The 17535-nt window shown below is 38.0% G+C and carries 15 protein-coding genes; 4 read left to right on the forward strand and 11 right to left on the reverse strand.

All coding sequences use genetic code 11. From position 1 onward, the window contains the following. Window positions 1-14: 14 nt before the first annotated feature. The 8 genes from era to rpoZ form a co-directional block, all read right to left on the reverse strand. A complete protein-coding gene (gene era, locus ACFIKN_RS00215; RefSeq protein ID WP_273791098.1) occupies window positions 15-920 on the reverse strand; it encodes a GTPase Era in 906 nt (301 codons plus the stop codon). After that, window positions 913-1620: a ribonuclease III gene (gene rnc / locus ACFIKN_RS00220; RefSeq protein ID WP_273791099.1), complete on the reverse strand. Its 708-nt coding sequence runs from the start codon at window positions 1618-1620 to the stop codon at window positions 913-915. The genes era and rnc overlap by 8 nt, the downstream gene beginning before the upstream one ends. After that, entirely contained in the window at window positions 1601-2413 is an 813-nt protein-coding gene (gene lepB, locus ACFIKN_RS00225; protein WP_273791100.1) for a signal peptidase I, read from the reverse strand. Before lepB ends, rnc begins: the two co-directional genes overlap by 20 nt. A gap of 81 nt (window positions 2414-2494) precedes the next feature. Continuing rightward, window positions 2495-2896, reverse strand: a complete 402-nt coding sequence (acpS, locus tag ACFIKN_RS00230) for a holo-ACP synthase (protein WP_273791101.1) — start codon at window positions 2894-2896, stop codon at window positions 2495-2497. Between the two features lie 27 nt (window positions 2897-2923). Beyond that, on the reverse strand, window positions 2924-3532 hold the full coding sequence (locus ACFIKN_RS00235; protein WP_375630786.1) for a DUF2062 domain-containing protein: 609 nt from the start codon (window positions 3530-3532) through the stop codon (window positions 2924-2926). A 95-nt stretch (window positions 3533-3627) separates the two neighbouring features. Next, window positions 3628-4206, reverse strand: a complete 579-nt coding sequence (gene pyrE / locus ACFIKN_RS00240) for an orotate phosphoribosyltransferase (protein ID WP_273791120.1) — start codon at window positions 4204-4206, stop codon at window positions 3628-3630. Between the two features lie 16 nt (window positions 4207-4222). Beyond that, on the reverse strand, window positions 4223-6448 hold the full coding sequence (locus ACFIKN_RS00245; protein ID WP_273791103.1) for a bifunctional (p)ppGpp synthetase/guanosine-3',5'-bis(diphosphate) 3'-pyrophosphohydrolase: 2226 nt from the start codon (window positions 6446-6448) through the stop codon (window positions 4223-4225). Window positions 6449-6576: 128 nt separating this feature from the next. After that, window positions 6577-6975 (reverse strand): DNA-directed RNA polymerase subunit omega, encoded by a 399-nt coding sequence (gene rpoZ, locus ACFIKN_RS00250; RefSeq protein WP_273791104.1) that lies wholly within the window; start codon window positions 6973-6975, stop codon window positions 6577-6579. A 568-nt stretch (window positions 6976-7543) separates the two neighbouring features. On the opposite strand from rpoZ, the gene ACFIKN_RS00255 reads away from it, so the two are divergent. Then, window positions 7544-8212 carry a uracil-DNA glycosylase gene (locus ACFIKN_RS00255; protein ID WP_375657760.1) on the forward strand — a complete coding sequence of 223 codons (669 nt, stop codon included), beginning with the start codon at window positions 7544-7546 and terminating at the stop codon, window positions 8210-8212. A gap of 48 nt (window positions 8213-8260) precedes the next feature. Here the strand turns inward: ACFIKN_RS00255 and smpB are convergent, their stop codons facing one another. Beyond that, the gene (gene smpB / locus ACFIKN_RS00260; RefSeq protein ID WP_012231306.1) at window positions 8261-8737 is read right to left on the reverse strand and encodes an SsrA-binding protein SmpB; all 477 of its coding nucleotides are present in this window, start codon (window positions 8735-8737) and stop codon (window positions 8261-8263) included. Between the two features lie 18 nt (window positions 8738-8755). Next, window positions 8756-9640, reverse strand: coding sequence for a 4-hydroxy-tetrahydrodipicolinate synthase (gene dapA / locus ACFIKN_RS00265; protein ID WP_273791105.1), 885 nt, complete (start codon window positions 9638-9640; stop codon window positions 8756-8758). A gap of 250 nt (window positions 9641-9890) precedes the next feature. Between dapA and ACFIKN_RS00270 the strand changes: the two genes are divergently transcribed. Then, entirely contained in the window at window positions 9891-11981 is a 2091-nt protein-coding gene (locus tag ACFIKN_RS00270) for a lytic transglycosylase domain-containing protein (protein ID WP_375657727.1), read from the forward strand. 1039 nt (window positions 11982-13020) lie between these two features. Here the strand turns inward: ACFIKN_RS00270 and ACFIKN_RS00275 are convergent. Further along, on the reverse strand, window positions 13021-13791 hold the full coding sequence (locus ACFIKN_RS00275) for an energy transducer TonB (protein ID WP_375657761.1): 771 nt from the start codon (window positions 13789-13791) through the stop codon (window positions 13021-13023). Window positions 13792-14035: 244 nt separating this feature from the next. On the opposite strand from ACFIKN_RS00275, the gene ACFIKN_RS00280 reads away from it, so the two are divergent. Beyond that, the gene (locus tag ACFIKN_RS00280) at window positions 14036-16213 is read left to right on the forward strand and encodes a TonB-dependent hemoglobin/transferrin/lactoferrin family receptor (protein WP_375657728.1); all 2178 of its coding nucleotides are present in this window, start codon (window positions 14036-14038) and stop codon (window positions 16211-16213) included. Window positions 16214-16484: 271 nt separating this feature from the next. Further along, window positions 16485-17528 carry a hemin-degrading factor gene (locus ACFIKN_RS00285; RefSeq protein ID WP_375657729.1) on the forward strand — a complete coding sequence of 348 codons (1044 nt, stop codon included), beginning with the start codon at window positions 16485-16487 and terminating at the stop codon, window positions 17526-17528. Window positions 17529-17535: the final 7 nt, after the last annotated feature.

The following is a 17535-nucleotide window of genomic DNA, read 5'->3' on the forward strand; positions in this document are numbered from 1 at the left end:
ATTTTTTAAAAATCTTATTTTAAAAAATCCAATCCCATTTCGCGATAACGTTCTGGATCGGTATCCCAATTATCGCGCACTTTCACAAAGAGAAAAAGATGAACCTTTTGATCCATAATTTCCATGAGTTCTTTACGTGCTGCTTGTCCAATCGCTTTAATTGTATCGCCTTTTGCTCCTAAGACAATTTTTTTCTGACTCTCACGCTCGACATAAATAACTTGATTAATTTTAACGGAACCATCTGAACGCTCTTCCCAGCTTTCTGTTTCAACCGTTGAGGAATAAGGAAGTTCATCATGAAGACGAAGAAAAAGTTTTTCACGCGTAATTTCAGCAGCAAGATGACGCATGGGCATATCAGAAATTTGATCTTCCGGATAATACCATGGCCCCTCCTGCATCATATTACTCAACGCATGAAGTAAATCCTTGCAACCAGAACCGTTTAGAGCAGAAATCATAAATGTTTGCGCAAACTTTACACGTTCATTTATTTTAGTGGTTAACGCTAGAAGAGATGATTTAACAACTGTATCAACCTTATTAAGAACAAGAACTTTTTCTTGTTTCAGATTGTTTACAATATCTAACATCATATCAACTTCATCCGAAAGACCATTTTGAGCGTCGATTAAAACGAGTAGAACATCAGCGCTCTTAGCCCCTCCCCAAGCAGCAGAGACCATGGCTCGTTCTAAGCGCTTATGGGGACGAAAAACACCCGGTGTATCGACCAACACAATTTGCACATCATCATGAATGACAATACCGCGGATTAAAGTTCGTGTTGTTTGTACCTTATGCGTTACAATTGAAACCTTTGTTCCAACCAATTGATTAACCAGTGTCGATTTACCGGCATTAGGCATCCCAATAAGCACAACAAATCCAGAACGCGTTTTCATAACGTCACTCATGATCATTTTTTCCCACTGTTTTCCATACACCCTCTCGTCGCAAAATTTTTTCAGCTGCCATTCTTTCGGCATATCTTTTGGAGCTTCCCTGCCCAATCTCTGAAGCAAACCCAGAAATACTGACCTCTACCATAAAAACAGGATCGTGATCGGGACCTGAACGTTTGATAACCTGATAATGTGGTTGTGCATTGCCTTGGATATGCGCCCATTCTTGTAATTCTGTCTTGGCATCACGTCGACCAGCATCCATTTTCTTTGCCCGACTTTGCCAATATTTTTGAATAAAAGGGCGAACACTTTCCAATCCTCCATCGAGATATATCACGGCAATCAAAGCTTCCACGACATCTGCATGCATATTGATAAGTCGACGCCCCTCGAAATTTTTCATCTCAAAACCAACACGGATCATATCAGGAAGCCTCATTTCACGCGCAATATCAGCACATGTCTGCGCATTGACAAGATGATTCAAACGGACTGATAATTCACCTTCACTTGCCTGAGGAAAAAGTTGATACAGCATTTCCGCAATCAAAAGCCCTAAAACCCGATCCCCTAAAAACTCTAGTCGTTCATAATTTCCCTGTTCCGAATCTTGTACACTCGAATGTGTTAATGCCTTCGTTAACCTCTCTTCATCTTTAAAACGATGCCCCGTCAGCTTGAAAAGCTGATCAATCATGAGACGTTTCATCGTTGTTTCCTTGCTTGATAAGCGGCAAATCATGAACCGTATTTATGAAAGAAAACAAACGTTTCCAACGCACATCAAATGGCCAGCGCCAAATCTGCCAAGCACTTGAACCGTTACTGATAGAAAAGAAAATCACGCTCGCGCGACCAATAAGATTTTCTTCTGGAACATAGCCTACATCTAAACGACTATCATCTGAATTGTCGCGGTTATCTCCCATCATAAAGTAATGTCCTTGAGGAACTTCAAAAACTTTTGTATCATCAACTTTCGGGATGAAAGCTAAATCAAGTGTATCATAACTGACACCGTTAGGCATTGTCTCGCGATAAACCTCAACAGGATAGTTAACCTCTGTTATATCAGAATTATTAATCTCCCCCATAAAGTGACGTGAAACAGCCTCATCATTAATATAAAGAACACTTTGACGGACTTGTATACGATCACCTGGTAGCCCAACAACGCGTTTTATATAATCAATCTTCGGATTACTTGGTAAGCGAAAAACGACCACATCTCCACGTTGAGGTTGAGATGCCCAAATCCGTCCAGAAAAAAGAGGGGGAGAAAAGGGGATGGAAAAATGAGAATACCCATATGCATACTTAGAAACAAACAGATAATCTCCCACCAACAAAGTAGGACGCATTGAACCGGAAGGAATACTAAACGGCTGGAAAAAAAGTGTCCGAATAAACGCTGCTAAAAGCAGAGCCTGTACTAAAACAGAAATAAATTCACGAATCCCACCTTTTTTTTCTTTTTTATGCACTTTATCTTTTTGGATCATCACCAACTGCCTTCTCATCACAGATATAATTTTTTTTTCATCATAATATTCAAATAACAAAAGCACAATCTCTCACGCCATCTATCCACGTGGAAGTGCTTCGATAATAATAAATGCCTGTGCCCAAGGAAAATCATCTGTTATGCTAAGATGAATAACTGCATCATGATGAGGAGGTAATAACTTTTGAAGTTGCATTTGCGCACGATTTGTTAATTGCATTATTGGTTTACCAGATGGCAAATTAACTACCCCCATGTCTTTCCAATTGATACCACAAGCGATTCCCGTTCCTAAGGCTTTAGCACATGCTTCTTTAGCAGCAAATCTTTTTGCATAGGAAGAGGAGCTTTTTTTGAGATTTTCAGATCTATTTTTTTCAATATCCGTAAAAATACGTTGGATAAAACGCTCACCATAACGAACCAACATTTTCTCAATACGTCGTATATCAACCAGATCATTTCCAAGACCAATAATCATAAGATATTAACCCGATCTTTCTCAAATTTATTTCTGTTTTAATACAGGCGATGAACGCTTCTTTAAACGCCTTTTTTTTATAATCTTTTGATATCGCTTTTGTTTAAAACGAACCGTTGCTCTGTAAACACCTATATAAGATAAACCACCAAAAACAATACCTAAAAGAGTTCCACCTAAAATCATAGGACTCATAATTGTGTCCCATGCGCCTTTAAATAGGAGAGAGAGATTTGACAATGTCAAACCATTAAATAGAGCACGAATTTGCGAAAGAGAAATCTCTTTGACATCGCTAAAAAGTGATAAACAAAAGTACCCTACTTTATAATCAGCCATGATAATCAATAAAAATGTGAGTGGATTAGAAAAAATCGTCCCAATGATTGCGGCAGCAAAGTTTGCACGCAAAAGCCAAGAAAAAAATATTGCCAAAATAATATGCAGCCCAAAGAAAGGGGAACAAGCTAAAAAAATGCCAACAGCAACCCCTAATGCTACTTCATGCGGTGTTGCTGATATACGCAAAATACGTTTATATATGTAGCAAAATGAGCGAGAAAATGAACGACGTGGCCATAACCAAAGTCGAATACGCGTTACAAAATCTATTGGTTCTCGACGACGAAAAAGCATATGACTCTCAATATACATCTTTTGATAATGAAATAACCTATATCATCCAAATTAATCTTTTTAAGCTTTTGCACAAAAAAAAAATAGAAAGACAATTAAATATTTCGACTGCCTGGTTTAATCGCTGGAAGAACAGAAAGCTCTGCAGGAAGAGCATCACTAGCATAAGAGGTTATCTCGTATTCAGCAAGCGCAATCAATGGAACTCCAACATTGACCTTACCACCAGAACGATCAAGAATACATGCACTGGCCAATACCTCTGCTCCTGCTGCAACAAGCGCTTCAACAGTCTCACGAATGGAAAGACCCGTTGTCACAATATCTTCAACAATAACAACCCGTGCACCCTTCTTGATTTCAAAACGACGCAATTCAAAGATGCCATTTACACGCTCTACCCAAAGAGAAGGAACACCAAGGTGACGTGAAGTTTCATAGGAAGGAATAAGACCGCCAATTGCGGGCCCAACAACATAATCAATTTTTTCCTCGATAGATTTTTTGATTTTTTCAGCCAATCCACGACATAACTTTTCTGTCAAGTCAGCATGCATGAATACTTTCGCTTTTTGCATATAAGTCGCACTATGGCGCCCCGATGTTAAAATAAAATGCCCTTCTAGAATAGCATCTGCTTGTTTAAAAATATCAATGACATCTTGTGTATTCATTGCTAAATCTTTCTTTTTATCCATGAACCCGCCGTACTGTACTTACTGAACCTGCCTTTTTTAATTGAGAAAAAATACGATTCAAATGTTTTAAATCCCACACTTCCAAATCAATCATAATTTCTGTAAAATCTGGTGCTGTACGGATAAAAGATAAATTTTGGATATTGGCATCGTTAGCAGAAATTATTTGTGTAATTTCAGCCAAAGAACCAGGACTATTTACAACCAAAATATTCATCCGTGCAGGAAAACGTTCATTCATTTGGGCATCAATATCCCAGCGAACATCAATCCATCGTTCTGGCTGATCATCATACGCCATCAAAGCTGAAGACTGTATTGGATAAATAACGATCCCAGCTCCTGGCTGCATAATACCAACAATCCGATCTCCAGGTACTGCTCCTTCCGGTGAAAAACGTACGGGTATATCTCCATGGGTTCCTCTAATAGGCAATGCTTTAGATTGATGATTCTCGACCTTTGCATTCTTTTCATTTTCTGGAACTTTAAAAATCATACCTTGAGCATTTTCAATATTAAACCAACCTTCTTCCCCAGGCCTAAAAGATGACTTTTGTACCACACGGTGATCTTGATAATCAGGATAAACCGCTTTAATCACATCAGCGGAAAACAGCTCTCCACGCCCAACAGCAGCCAATACATCCTCTACATCTTTACGTGCTAAACGTGGCAAAACTTTCTTCAAAAGGTCTTTTGAAAATTGCTTTCCCATATATTCAAATGAACGCTCGAGAATACGATATCCTAAACCCGAATATTGTTTACGTACCGCTGCACGACTTGCTCGTCGAATAGCTGAACGTGCTTTACCTGTGACAACAAGAAATTCCCATGCTGCTGGCGGAATTTGAGCGTGTGAGCGAATAATATCAACCTCATCACCATTTTTTAATTTGGTCATTAAAGGCATAATACGACCATTGATTTTTACACCCACACAAGAATCACCGATATCTGTATGGACGGCATAAGCAAAATCAATAGGCGTAGCTCCTTTAGGAAAAGCAATTAATCGACCTTTCGGCGTAAAACAAAAAACTTGGTCTTGAAAAAGCTCAAGTTTTGTATGTTCTAAAAACTCTTCTGGATTATCTCCATCAGACAAAGATTGTATCGTTTGACGCAACCATGCATAGGCATTCGTTTCACTTGATAACTTCACAGTCGAATAATTGGAACCGCGCTCTTTATATATGGAATGAGCAGCAACCCCATATTCAGCAACTTCATCCATAGCAGCCGTTCTAATTTGCAACTCAACACGTTGTCTTGAAGGGCCAACAATTGTTGTATGAATAGAACGATAATCATTTTGCTTTGGTATAGAGATATAATCTTTGAAACGACCAGGAACCATTGGCCATGTCGTATGAATGACACCAAGAGCACGATAACAATCATTCACGGACTCAACAATCACACGAAATCCAAAAATATCCGATAATTGTTCAAAAGATAATGCTTTACTTTCCATTTTGCGAAAGACTGAATAAGATTTTTTCTGACGGCTTTTAACATCTGCTTTAATGCCATGCTCCAAAAAAAGTTTTGTCAATTCATTTTCAATTGTGGAAAGCAAATCACGGTTGTGTTTCAATAATTCAGAAAGTCGATTGGTAATCGTACGATAACCTTCTGGATTTAAATAAAAGAAAGAGAGATCCTCTAATTCCTCACGCATATCCTGCATACCCATACGGCCTGCAAGTGGCGCATAGATATCCATCGTCTCTTCAGCAATTCGCCGACGTTTATCATCACGCATAACACCAAGGGTACGCATATTATGAAGACGGTCAGCAAGTTTGACTAAAAGAACACGAACATCATCAGAAATAGCAATAAGAAGTTTACGAAGATTTTCTGCCTGTACGGCTTTCTTTGATACAAGATCAAGCTTATTAAGCTTTGTAAGCCCTTCAACCAACTTCCCAATTTCAGAACCAAAAAGCTGATCAATTTCTGCTCGTGTAGCGCTTGTATCTTCAATTGTATCATGCAAAAGAGCAACAGCAATCGTTGCCTCGTCCAACCGCATATCTGTCAAAATAGCAGCAACTTCTAAAGGATGAGAAAAATAAAGATCACCTGACGCACGCTTTTGATGTGCATGCTTTTTCATTGCATAATCATAGGCCCTGTTTAAAAGAGCCTCATCTACGTCAGACTTGTAACGTTGAACACGTCCAACAAGCTCACACTGACGCATCATACGAGCATATCCTTTATCTTTTCACACCCCTAATCTTTATTGAACACGTCCTATTAATAAAAGACACGAAAAATAATTGCTCCTCACATGACAAAGTATCTTTACTCCTGTAACATAAATTGCTGCAATTAATAATCGTCACTTTTTTCTGGAACAACCAAACCTTCAATACCCGCTAAAAGCTCTTCTTCTGACATATGATCAAATGAGGTACCTTCTTCTTGCGATGACGTATTAAAAACACTTTCAGCTTCACCTGAATGGGTAATAAATTCACTTGCCATTTCTGGCTCATCTACTTCCACATGCTTTTGCAGCGAATGAATAAGGTCTTCCTTTAAATCAGCAGGCGACAATGTTTCTTCTGCTATTTCACGCAAAGCAACAACTGGATTTTTATCATTATCGCGATCAACCGTAATCTGCGCTCCTTGTGAAATCTGACGCGCCCGATGACCTGCTAAAAGTACCAACTCAAAGCGGTTGTCAACTTTATCAATACAATCTTCTACCGTTACGCGGGCCATTTATGCCTCTTTCTCAAATAAAAAAATTTAATAGCGGATAAAGGAGTATATACAATAATCAAAATAAAACACAAGAAAAACAACACAAACTTTTATATTTTTTGATTAAAGAACTTATTTAAGAAAATTCTTGGAAAATTTATAAAAATGTATAACCTATTCATGCTCGTTATCAAAGTTTCTCTTAAAAGCATTCCAATAGATTGACTTCAAACAAAGAACGGTCTTTCTTGACAAAATACTTGTCTGGAGTATTCATCCTTTTAAAAGGAATACCAGCTATTTAAAATCCTTTGCAATAACGGCAGCCTTACGCATACTTTTTATGATAATATCTTTATCTAAAGAGAAAACTTTTTTTCTTTGAACATCATGTGTATTGCACTCTTATTCATCGAATAAATTACTGAAAGATGACCTCTTACACAATAATTAGCAATAAGTTTATATTAAACTTTCTTCTAAAAAAGTTTATTTATATTCATTATAGATTGTTTATCAAAACATAACCCGTCATATACGCTATAAAAGACTCAAAAAAATAGAAAAACGATTGATGCCTAACACCATGAATAGCCAATTAACATCACTTTGCCCAGAACCACCCCAAAATTGCAATTTATGTCCTAGGCTTCATCAATTTATCGCTGGCTGGCGTGTAAAAGAACCAAGTTGGTATAACGCACCGGTGCGCCCATTCTTTCCTCATAAAGGGCCAGACACAACACGCCTTCTTATTGTTGGGCTTGCTCCTGGATTGCGCGGAGCAAATCGAACTGGACGTCCATTTACTGGTGATTATGCTGGGCACTTACTTTATTCAACTTTAAAAAAGTTTGGTTTTGCCCAAGGAACCTTTGAAGAAAGAGCAGACGATACTCTTGAACTTATTGATGCAGCAATCGTTAACTCTGTTCGTTGCGTTCCACCAGAAAATAAACCCACCGGTGCAGAAATTAACACGTGCCGCTATTTCTTTTCACCTCTTTTAACAAATCTTCCCAAACTTAAAGCCGTTATTACCTTAGGCACCATTGCGCACCATTCAACGATACGTGCCCTTAATGCAAAAGTTTTATCTCACCCTTTTGGACATGGTGAAATCAATAACATCGGCAGATTACGCATCTTTTCGAGCTATCACTGTTCTCGTTATAATACAAATACTGGGCGCTTGACAGACGCCATGTTTCACCAAATCTTTCAAGCAGCAAAAACATACTTAGATCAATACTAAAACTGTTTTTAAAAGTGCTATAAATAAAGAATATCGAAATTGCATCCATCATCCATATCTTTTTAAAAGTCTTGCTTTTTCACGTCCCCAATCACGTTTTTTTTCCGTTTCGCGCTTATCATGAAGCTTTTTCCCCCGCGCTAGAGCGATCTCCAACTTAACGCGCCCTCGTTCATTAAAATAAAGTTTGAGAGGAACAAGTGTCATTCCTTCACGAGACGTTGCATTAAAAAAACGTGCCATCTCACGTTTTGAAAGTAATAATTTGCGCAAACGTCGTGGTTCATGATTAAAACGATTAGCCTGCGTATATTCAGGAATATAGCTGTTTACTAACCATAATTCCCCATTCTCAAAACTCGCATAGCTTTCAGCAATATTGGCATGATTAGAACGTAAGGACTTCACTTCCGCTCCCTGAAGGACAAGACCAGCCTCGAGATTATTAAGGATTTCAAAATTAAAACGTGCTTTACGATTGTCAGCAATTATTTTCCGTACGGGCGCGTTCTTTTTTTTATTCATGGCTTTGTCAATATCATTTTATGCTTTTAAAAGACCAGCATGACTGAGGGCTGCATCAATAATCTTCTTTGTTCTTTCTGTTAATGGAACAATAGGAGAACGCACAGTATCACCACAAAATCCTAATTTTGCAGCAGCATATTTAATACCTGCCGGACTAGGTTCAATAAACACAGCACGATTAAGAGGCATCAAGCGATCATTTAATTCTCGTGCTGTTTTATAATCACCACGAAAACAAGCTGCTTGAAGTTCTGCACAAAGCTTCGGAGCAACATTGGAGGAAACTGAAATACACCCCATACCTCCATGTGCATTAAAACCTAACGCCGTACAATCATCACCGGAAAGCTGCACAAAATCTTTTCCACACTTTTCACTTTGTTCACTAACGCGCTCAATTCTGCTCGTTGCATCCTTAACACCAATGATATTGTTAAAATCTTGATAAAGGTCTTTCATCGTTTCTACAGCCATATCGATAATAGAACGACCAGGAATATTATAAATTATAATCGGAATAGAAACAGCTTTGGCAATGGAAGAAAAATGCTTGTATAAACCAGATTGATTTGGTTTATTATAATAGGGAGTGACAACCAAAACTGCATCTGCACCAGCTTTTTGCGCGTATTGTGCAAGCTCTACAGCCTCGCTTGTGCTATTTGATCCCGCTCCAGCAACAACAGGAACACGCTTTGCAACCTGCTCAACACACAATTCTATAATCCGCTTATGTTCTTCATGACTTAACGTTGCTGATTCACCTGTTGTCCCAACAGGGCTTACACCGTTAATCCCTTGTGTGATCTGCCATTCAACAAAATCACAAAACGCCTTCTCATCAATTGCGCCCTTGTTATCAAACGGTGTGATAAGCGCAGTTATAGCTCCCTTGAGCATGATAAACTCCCTATAATGTTTGCTTTTATTTTTTTATAATCGCCTTTTATAAATTTTAAATAGAGCATAATCTTGCTCTATCATTGAAGCAAGATGAATTTCAAAAAAAGCCCTCATAAGATGAAAATGCCCCTCCTTAAATGTTGAACAGTTCTTTAAAATAAGCCGTCTATATTAACGCGTTTTTCACGCTTGTGTTCTATAAATCCTTAAGTTTTTACAAAAAGCAAGGTCTCAAGGTCTTTTCTCTATGCGTGTATTCTCCACCTCTCTTTTCGTATCAACCTTTACTGCACTTATACTGGCAATAAGAATTTTATTTTCAAGTGCATACGCGCAAACACCCCTTTTGCAAGGGAAAGCGCCAATCCCTTTGGTTCGCCCTACTCCCTTTACCACAAAAGAAGCTCAAGACTCTCTTCAACAGATACACACGACATCACACAATACTGCTACACTTCAGCAACTGAAAGCTGGGCTAGATGCACTAGCAAACAACAATATTGCAAAAACAATAAATCTTCGTAATTCAATGGAAAAACATAGCCTTGATCGTCATATTTTGACATGGGCGCTGGGGGTATCAAACCAAGCGAATATACCAAGTTCTGAAATATTTAATGCAATCAACATGCTAAAAGGATGGCCAGGTATAGAAACGATGCAACGCAATGCTGAACGTGCTTTTCTTAACGAAACCAACGTTACACGCGCAATCATCCAAAAATTTTCTCATCACCCGCCCCAAACAGCACAAGGGATGGCTCTCTTCGCTAAAGCACTTATCGAAACCAGACAAACCACTCGTGCTCAACACATTATTGCTCCATGGTGGCATAAAACACAACTCAGTGCAAAAGAAGAAGTATTTGTTCTTAAAAATGCAAGCGCTGCATTAAAACCTATTGATCATTTGAAACGCATGCAGTTTATGCTGTATGCACATCGTTTTGATTCAGCAGCACGCGTTGCAAAATTAGCCCATGCTCAATCTCTTTTTAATGCTTTTGTGGCCGTTGAAAAAAATGATCCTAGAGCTACACAAAAATTAAAAGCTGTAGAGAGATCATGGCAAAAAGATCCTCTTTTTCAGTTTGCTCGAATACGCCATCTTCGACGAACAGAGCAATATGATGCAGCCGCAGCACTCATGATGAAAACATCAAACGATGCATTTCGCCTTATGAACCCTCATTCATTGTGGAAAGAACAACGCGCCCTTTCTCGTGAAATGCTCGATTTAAACAAACCAAAAATTGCTTATCAACTCGTTGCAACGCACACTGGTATAACATCTGCATTAGCCGTCGATGCTGAGTTTCATGCAGGATGGTATGCACTACGGTTTCTTCATAACCCTAAATTAGCAATGCAGCATTTTTCACGTATTCCTCAACTCTCTTCTTTACCTTTTTATGCATCACGTGGATATTACTGGATGGGACGAACAGCAGAAACGCTAAAAGAACATCAAAATGCCCAGCAATACTTTCATCGCGCTGCTCATTTTGGTGCAACTTACTATGGTCAATTAGCCGCTGAACGACTCAACCAAAAAAAGCTTAAAGTTTTCTTTCCCAAACCAACAACCGCTGAGCGACAACATTTTAGTGCACGAAAAGCGATCAAAGCAATTCAACGTCTTGAAGCAGCCGGCTATGCTGATTTTGCTAAAATTTTTTATAGAGAGCTCGGAAAAAGAATAGAAAGCCCCGGTGAATTAGCTCTTCTGGCTGTTATGGCAGAAAAAAATGGAGACTATTATACCAGCCTCAAAATTGGAAAAATGGCTGCTTTTCAGGGAAAAAATGTTGGTGCACTCTCTCATCCTCTGGGAGCTATACCAGCTTCTGCTAATATTTCTATAGAAGAAAAATCGCTTATCTATGCCATTGCACGCCAAGAAAGCGAATTTAATCCAACAGCCATATCAAAAGCAGGTGCACAAGGTATACTCCAATTGCTTCCTACAACAGCAAAAGCACTGGCAAAAAAATACTCAATCGCATGGTCTCCTAAAAAATTTAGCAGTGATGCTCATTATAATGCAACATTAGGTGCCCATTTTCTCAATGAACAATTAGAACGTTTTAATGGATCCTATATACTAACTCTTATTGGCTATAATGCGGGTCCCCGTCGAGTCAATGAATGGATAAAACGTTATGGCGATCCTCGAGGACAATCTCTCGATAACGTCATTGATTGGATTGAACGTATTCCTTATACAGAAACACGTAATTACGTGATGCGTGTCATGGAAAATTATGGTGTCTACAAAGCAAGACTCACTGGGAAAATAGATATAAAAACCGACCTGCTTTCTGGTCGACAGAAATAATATGCCTTAACTTCCCAAATAGCATTTGAAAGCATTCATAAGAAGTGTTTTTATTCCTTTTTAAATAGTACCCACATACCAGCCTTCTTATGATGTATAAGCAAGTAATTTTAATTGATTCAGTATCAATAAATTCAAAATAAGAAAACCCTGCGCTATTCGGGTCTTTTATTCTAAATACAAAATGATGACTTATCATTATAAATCAACATGTCATACAAATAGTTCATTTCTTCTCAACATAAACGACAATATCATAGAGATTACAAATATAAGAGAAGAGTGAAACAAATAGCTCATCCTTTTACTGTTGCTTATTAGTCAATATTCAAATCTTGTGAAACAGCATATTTTAAAACTATTTTTTTCTGCTTATAACATTTCTATACCAAATAGAGAGTAGGTTGTTATATATATCGTTTGGATTATCTCTGATAACAGAAAGACAAACTCATTGAGTTAGAAAGCCTTAAAGACAAACAATTTTCTTCTGCCCCTTCCCTTTCATTCGGTTTTACGACTTTTAAATATGTCAATATCTTTTAATGATGAAGATGAAGCTTTGCTTTTTGTTTTTCTCATTTTTACATATAAGTTCACATCCTTCACACAAAAACAGAGCATCCCAAAATAGTATGTTTTTCTTATTGATATTCTTGTTTTATTTTAATGTTTCTAAGTCTATTTCACAACGGTGTATCTGGAAAGTACTTACGAAAATCCTCTCACGAACGGTATAAAAATCGATTAGACACGATTAACCTTTACTTAATTACTTAATAAAAGCTATAGCTCTATCATCCCATAACTCCCAATGTTGCAACAACCCTTTCATTTAGAGCATTCATAAGAAGTATATTCGCTGCTTTTTAGAAGTTTTTATCCATGCTCCCCCCTCAACTTATATCATAAGTAAGCGAATGGTTTTGATTAATTCAACGTCAAAAAAATTAGAACAAACTATATTTTAACTTTCATTAAAATTATAAACAATCATTATAAATCAATATATTATAAGAAAAGCGCCCCGCATAAGAAATCAGCTAAATATTAGGGATACTCTGATTGTTTTATTCACTTTTGATGGTGGTGGTGGTGGAAAAGAACCAATGCGTTGAAGTGCCGCCATCGCTAATCGATCAAGTTCCGGATCACCAGCAGATACTGCTACACGACTAGAAAAAATACTCCCCTGCTCATGTACCATAAATTCTAACTTCACCGTTCCTTTTGTATGACTGGTACGCTGTCCCACAATATAATTTTTTTGCCTTTCTAATTGTGACTGTACCTTTGCTAACCACTCCATTAACAACATATCTTCAGTCCCTGCTGTAACACCGCCCTTATTGGTGGAAGAAGAACGTACCGCCTTTGTATTGGAGCGCTTTACTACAGCCTTTGGCATCGGTATTGTTTTTTTGATAAACGCTTTATGCTCCACTTTTTGAGGAAGGGGGTCTTCTAAAGACTTTAAGTCATCCTGTTCTACTATATGCTGAGGTTCTTGCGATTGAACTTCATCCACGGATTGCAATCCTTCTAACTCCTGCTCTAGGAGATCAGACTGTAATACTTCTGGCTCTGTATTAATATCCGACTCTGTATGAATATCTGGCAAGTCTGTATCAACATCCGGATATACAGTTTCTTGCGCAAAAGTCAGCATAATCTCCGACGAGAGCAAGCCATTACTTACACCAATACTTTGAAAATAAAACTGCGCTCCCAATAATACATGCAAAAAGAAAGCTCCAACAAATGCACCAATCCAAAGAGTTAATAATTGCTTCGTATTTGCAAAATTCATCGTTTTTTCTGCCACTATTTTAAGCTTAATATTGGTGTTCAATCTCATTAAAACAGGCTATTTTGAAATTGCAACTTTTTTCTTGACTGATTTTGTCATGTTTAATATGGTTTTCCAGTGATTTTGTGTTGTTTTCAAAATCATTTCTACTTGGCTGGCAAGTTTTAATCAGCGGGTCCAGCCTTTTTGTATGTAAATAAAATTTCAAAACAGAGAGGGGACGTTAAAAGGGTTGTGATGTGTTATGCAAATAAGACGAAAAAATATCTATAAAAGCTGTGTGATTTTAAGTGCATTATCGGTCTGTATACCTTCATTTGTTTTCGCACGAAGTAATGATGGAGCTTCTGTCACTGAACTCAAACCAATTGTTATTGAAGAGAAAAAAATAGGGGTGGCCTTGGATTCGGTCACTATTCTGACGAGTCGAAAAACCGCGAAAGATATTAGTGAAAAACAAATAACTGATGCCTATGATATTAATCGCCTTGATCCATCCGTATCCTATAACCCAGGGAATAACAGTTTTGTCATTCGTGGTTTAGAGGCAAGCCGTATTCTTACAACGATGGATGGTATCGTTCTTCCATGGTTGGACGATATATTCCGCGGAAATAGTGGTAACACAACGTTTGATTTTGGTGCACTTTCCACACTTGATATTATTCAAGGATCGGATTCTAGCCTTTATGGATCTGGTGCGCTAGGAGGAATTGTTGCTTTGCGTACCCTTGATCCTGAAGATCTTATCACAGAAGGAAAAAATTGGGGTGGTCTTATAAAAGGTGGTTATCATTCTGTTGATAATAGTTGGCACGTAGATCAAGCTGTTGCAATGCGTGCTCAACAAACGTTTTTGCTTTTCCAAGGTTCTTATGCGGAAGGTCATGAGCGCAAAAATATGGGAACCTTAGAGGGCTATGGAGAGCGCACACGTAAAAACCCTGCTCATTTTGATCAAAATAATTTGCTCTTTAAAATTCACCAATACCTTGATGATAATCACCGACTTGGTTTTACCGCCGAACGTTTTGGTCACACCATTGATACACATTCATTGGATGCGTCTAAAAGATATGCTCCAGGTTCCGTTTATGATAAGGACGACAAACTTCGTGAACGCCTTTCTCTTTCTTATGACTATAACGGCAATGAAGAAGCACTTTTTGATGCATTTCGTGGGCAGATTTATTGGCAAAGACAGTCAAATCGTCATATTCTGACCGGATTTCGTGTTAGGGCCCCCAAAGGGGATTTTTTGAGAGATAATTTTTTGCGTAATACTAATTATGGTATCAATGCTAACGCTCTCAAGAAAGTTCATATTGGCACTGTAGATCATACGTTAAAGATTGCCACTAATGTTTTATCATCTAAATTTCATCATTATTTGTTAGGGAAAGATAATTGTCATTTGGCGGAAAATGCACGGGGCTGTCTCTTTGTACCCGCTAATCGGTCAGATTCACCAGATGCGAATGGCTATAATTTGGGTTTTGTTTTCGAAGATGAAATTGGCTTTGCTGATAACCATTTCCGTATAACACCTGGAGTTCGTTATGATTGGTTTAAATATATCCCTCAAAAAACGTCCTCTTATGAGAAAGCTCTGATTTCTGACAAATTTCCTCCAGAAAGAAATGGTTCACGTTTTTCTCCCAAATTACGTATGGAGCTGGATGTTCGTAATCAAGTAACACTTTATGCTCAATGGGCGCAAGCTTTTCGTGCACCACGTATTCCAGAACTTTATGTCTCTTATATAAAACCCTCTGCTTACTATGTGAAGGGAAACCCTGATCTTAAAGCAGAAACAAGCAATGGATATGATGTTGGTATAAGGTATGGAAATGGAAATTTCGGCGGTTCAGTCAGTGCCTTTTTTAATCAATACAAGGACTTCATAGACACTGTGGATAAAGGTCCATCAGAGGAATTCAAATTTGCGCGTCGCCATTACATAAATCGTGCAAATGTGCGTATTTATGGTGCTGAAGCCAAAATACATTTGGCTCTTAATGGTGGATTCCATAGCAATTTTGCTCTTGCCTATTCGCAAGGAAAAGATCTTGATAAAGATGAATATCTTAACTCAATTCCAGCTTTAAAAGCGATTGTTGGGATCGGATATGCAAAAGAAATCTGGGGAGCAGACGTTGTTCTTACCTCATCTGCCAAACGCGATAAAGTTGCTAAGGAATCGGACTATCAAAAAATTCCAGGTTATAATATTATTGATGTGTCAGGTTGGTTGAAGCCATTTGGTGAAAAGGGTCCTGTTATAAGGGCTGGTGTTTATAATCTGTTCAATCAAAAATATTGGAATGTATCAGATCTTCCTTCCGGTGAAAGCTCAACGCCGAAGGATTATTATACTCAGCCTGGTCGCAACTTTAAAGTTTCGTTCGTGCAAAAATTTTAGTTACTTTTGTTAACCATTAGATCAATTAAAAAGGTTAGATCGATAAAGAATAAGTCATTGTGTTTCTGTTCTTCTTGTTCTCTAAACAACAGATTTTGAGGTTTACGCTTTAGCTTTTTGTAATTTATCGGTTTTTATTGTTCTACTGTTAATAAAAAAAGGGCTTATTTGGTAGTAGGTTGAACCATTAGTTGATAGTGGTTCGACTTACTGTCTTTGAGTTGAAAAATTAAACAATTAACCCTCAAACAGGTAACATAAGGATAAGCCCATGTCATACACAGCCGAAATAATTATTCGCTTGCGTGAAGAAAAAAAAGAGATGCGTAACCGCGATTTCGCGGACTCTATTGGTATATCCGAAGCAGAACTCATTGCGGCTTATTGTACAGTTGGAAAAGCAAAAAAACTACGCGCTGATGTCGCTACTCTCTTGGAAAATGCTCCTAAACTTGGCACAGTTATGGCATTGACACGGAATGATAATGCTGTCCATGAAATAACAGGATGTTTTGAGAAAATTGTTCAAAGCCAGCATATCCCGATAACACTCGGTGAAATTGACTTGCGTATTTTTTCAAAACAATGGAAGTTTGGTTTCGAGCATGACGTGATTATTCTCGGAACACCTATGAAAAGTTTGCAATTCTTTGATCAATATGGCATTGCCATTTTCAAACTCTATTCTAAAGACGCAACAAATATGGATGAATGGGCTGCACTTGTTGAAAAGTTGCTTCATGACGATCAATCACCTGTACTTGATATTTCTCCAGTTCCTACTCCAGTACCATGTGATACGGCAAAGCTGGATGTTGAAAAATTTCGAGATTGTTGGCGTCAGATGACTGATGTGCATCAACTTCATGAGATTATTTCTGAACTGAAAATTAATCGACATGATGCTGTAAAACATGTCGGAAATGAGTTTGCCGATGAGTTAAAAATAGAAGCTGTTGAAATGATGCTCAGACAAGTTGCACAACAAGAGTTACCAATTATGTGTTTTGTTGGTAATAAAGGATGTATTCAAATTTTCACTGGGCAAGTAAAGAACATTAAGCAAATGGGACCTTGGCTTAATGTTCTCGATCAGAAATTTCACCTCCATTTACTCGTTTCTGGATTTTATAAGGTATGGCGTGTTCGCAAGCCTACGATTGATGGGTATGTCAGCTCACTTGAAGTTTTCGATAAAGCTGATGAGATGGTTATTCAATTCTTTGGCGTACGCAAGGAGGGACAAAAAGAACGTGACGATTGGCGCTCTTTATTGAATAGTTTGCCATCATGCCAAGAAAACAGCAGTAACTAAGATAAGG

The organism is Bartonella sp. CL436QHHD (genome assembly GCF_042195105.1).
GTDB lineage: Bacteria > Pseudomonadota > Alphaproteobacteria > Rhizobiales > Rhizobiaceae > Bartonella.

Bases quoted from the DNA above. Each gene is read 5' to 3' on its own strand.
- acpS (WP_273791101.1), bottom strand. From the start codon at position 2,896: ATGATTATTGGTCTTGGAAATGATCTGGTTGATATACGACGTATTGAG.
- ACFIKN_RS00235 (WP_375630786.1), bottom strand. From the start codon at position 3,532: ATGCTTTTTCGTCGTCGAGAACCAATAGATTTTGTAACGCGTATTCGA.
- era (WP_273791098.1), bottom strand. From the start codon at position 920: ATGAGTGACGTTATGAAAACGCGTTCTGGATTTGTTGTGCTTATTGGG.
- rpoZ (WP_273791104.1), bottom strand. From the start codon at position 6,975: ATGGCCCGCGTAACGGTAGAAGATTGTATTGATAAAGTTGACAACCGC.
- ACFIKN_RS00280 (WP_375657728.1), top strand. From the start codon at position 14,036: ATGCAAATAAGACGAAAAAATATCTATAAAAGCTGTGTGATTTTAAGT.
- dapA (WP_273791105.1), bottom strand. From the start codon at position 9,640: ATGCTCAAGGGAGCTATAACTGCGCTTATCACACCGTTTGATAACAAG.
- pyrE (WP_273791120.1), bottom strand. From the start codon at position 4,206: ATGAATACACAAGATGTCATTGATATTTTTAAACAAGCAGATGCTATT.
- ACFIKN_RS00255 (WP_375657760.1), top strand. From the start codon at position 7,544: ATGAATAGCCAATTAACATCACTTTGCCCAGAACCACCCCAAAATTGC.
- ACFIKN_RS00245 (WP_273791103.1), bottom strand. From the start codon at position 6,448: ATGATGCGTCAGTGTGAGCTTGTTGGACGTGTTCAACGTTACAAGTCT.
- ACFIKN_RS00285 (WP_375657729.1), top strand. From the start codon at position 16,485: ATGTCATACACAGCCGAAATAATTATTCGCTTGCGTGAAGAAAAAAAA.
- rnc (WP_273791099.1), bottom strand. From the start codon at position 1,620: ATGAAACGTCTCATGATTGATCAGCTTTTCAAGCTGACGGGGCATCGT.
- smpB (WP_012231306.1), bottom strand. From the start codon at position 8,737: ATGAATAAAAAAAAGAACGCGCCCGTACGGAAAATAATTGCTGACAAT.
- ACFIKN_RS00270 (WP_375657727.1), top strand. From the start codon at position 9,891: ATGCGTGTATTCTCCACCTCTCTTTTCGTATCAACCTTTACTGCACTT.
- lepB (WP_273791100.1), bottom strand. From the start codon at position 2,413: ATGATCCAAAAAGATAAAGTGCATAAAAAAGAAAAAAAAGGTGGGATT.
- ACFIKN_RS00275 (WP_375657761.1), bottom strand. From the start codon at position 13,791: ATGAATTTTGCAAATACGAAGCAATTATTAACTCTTTGGATTGGTGCA.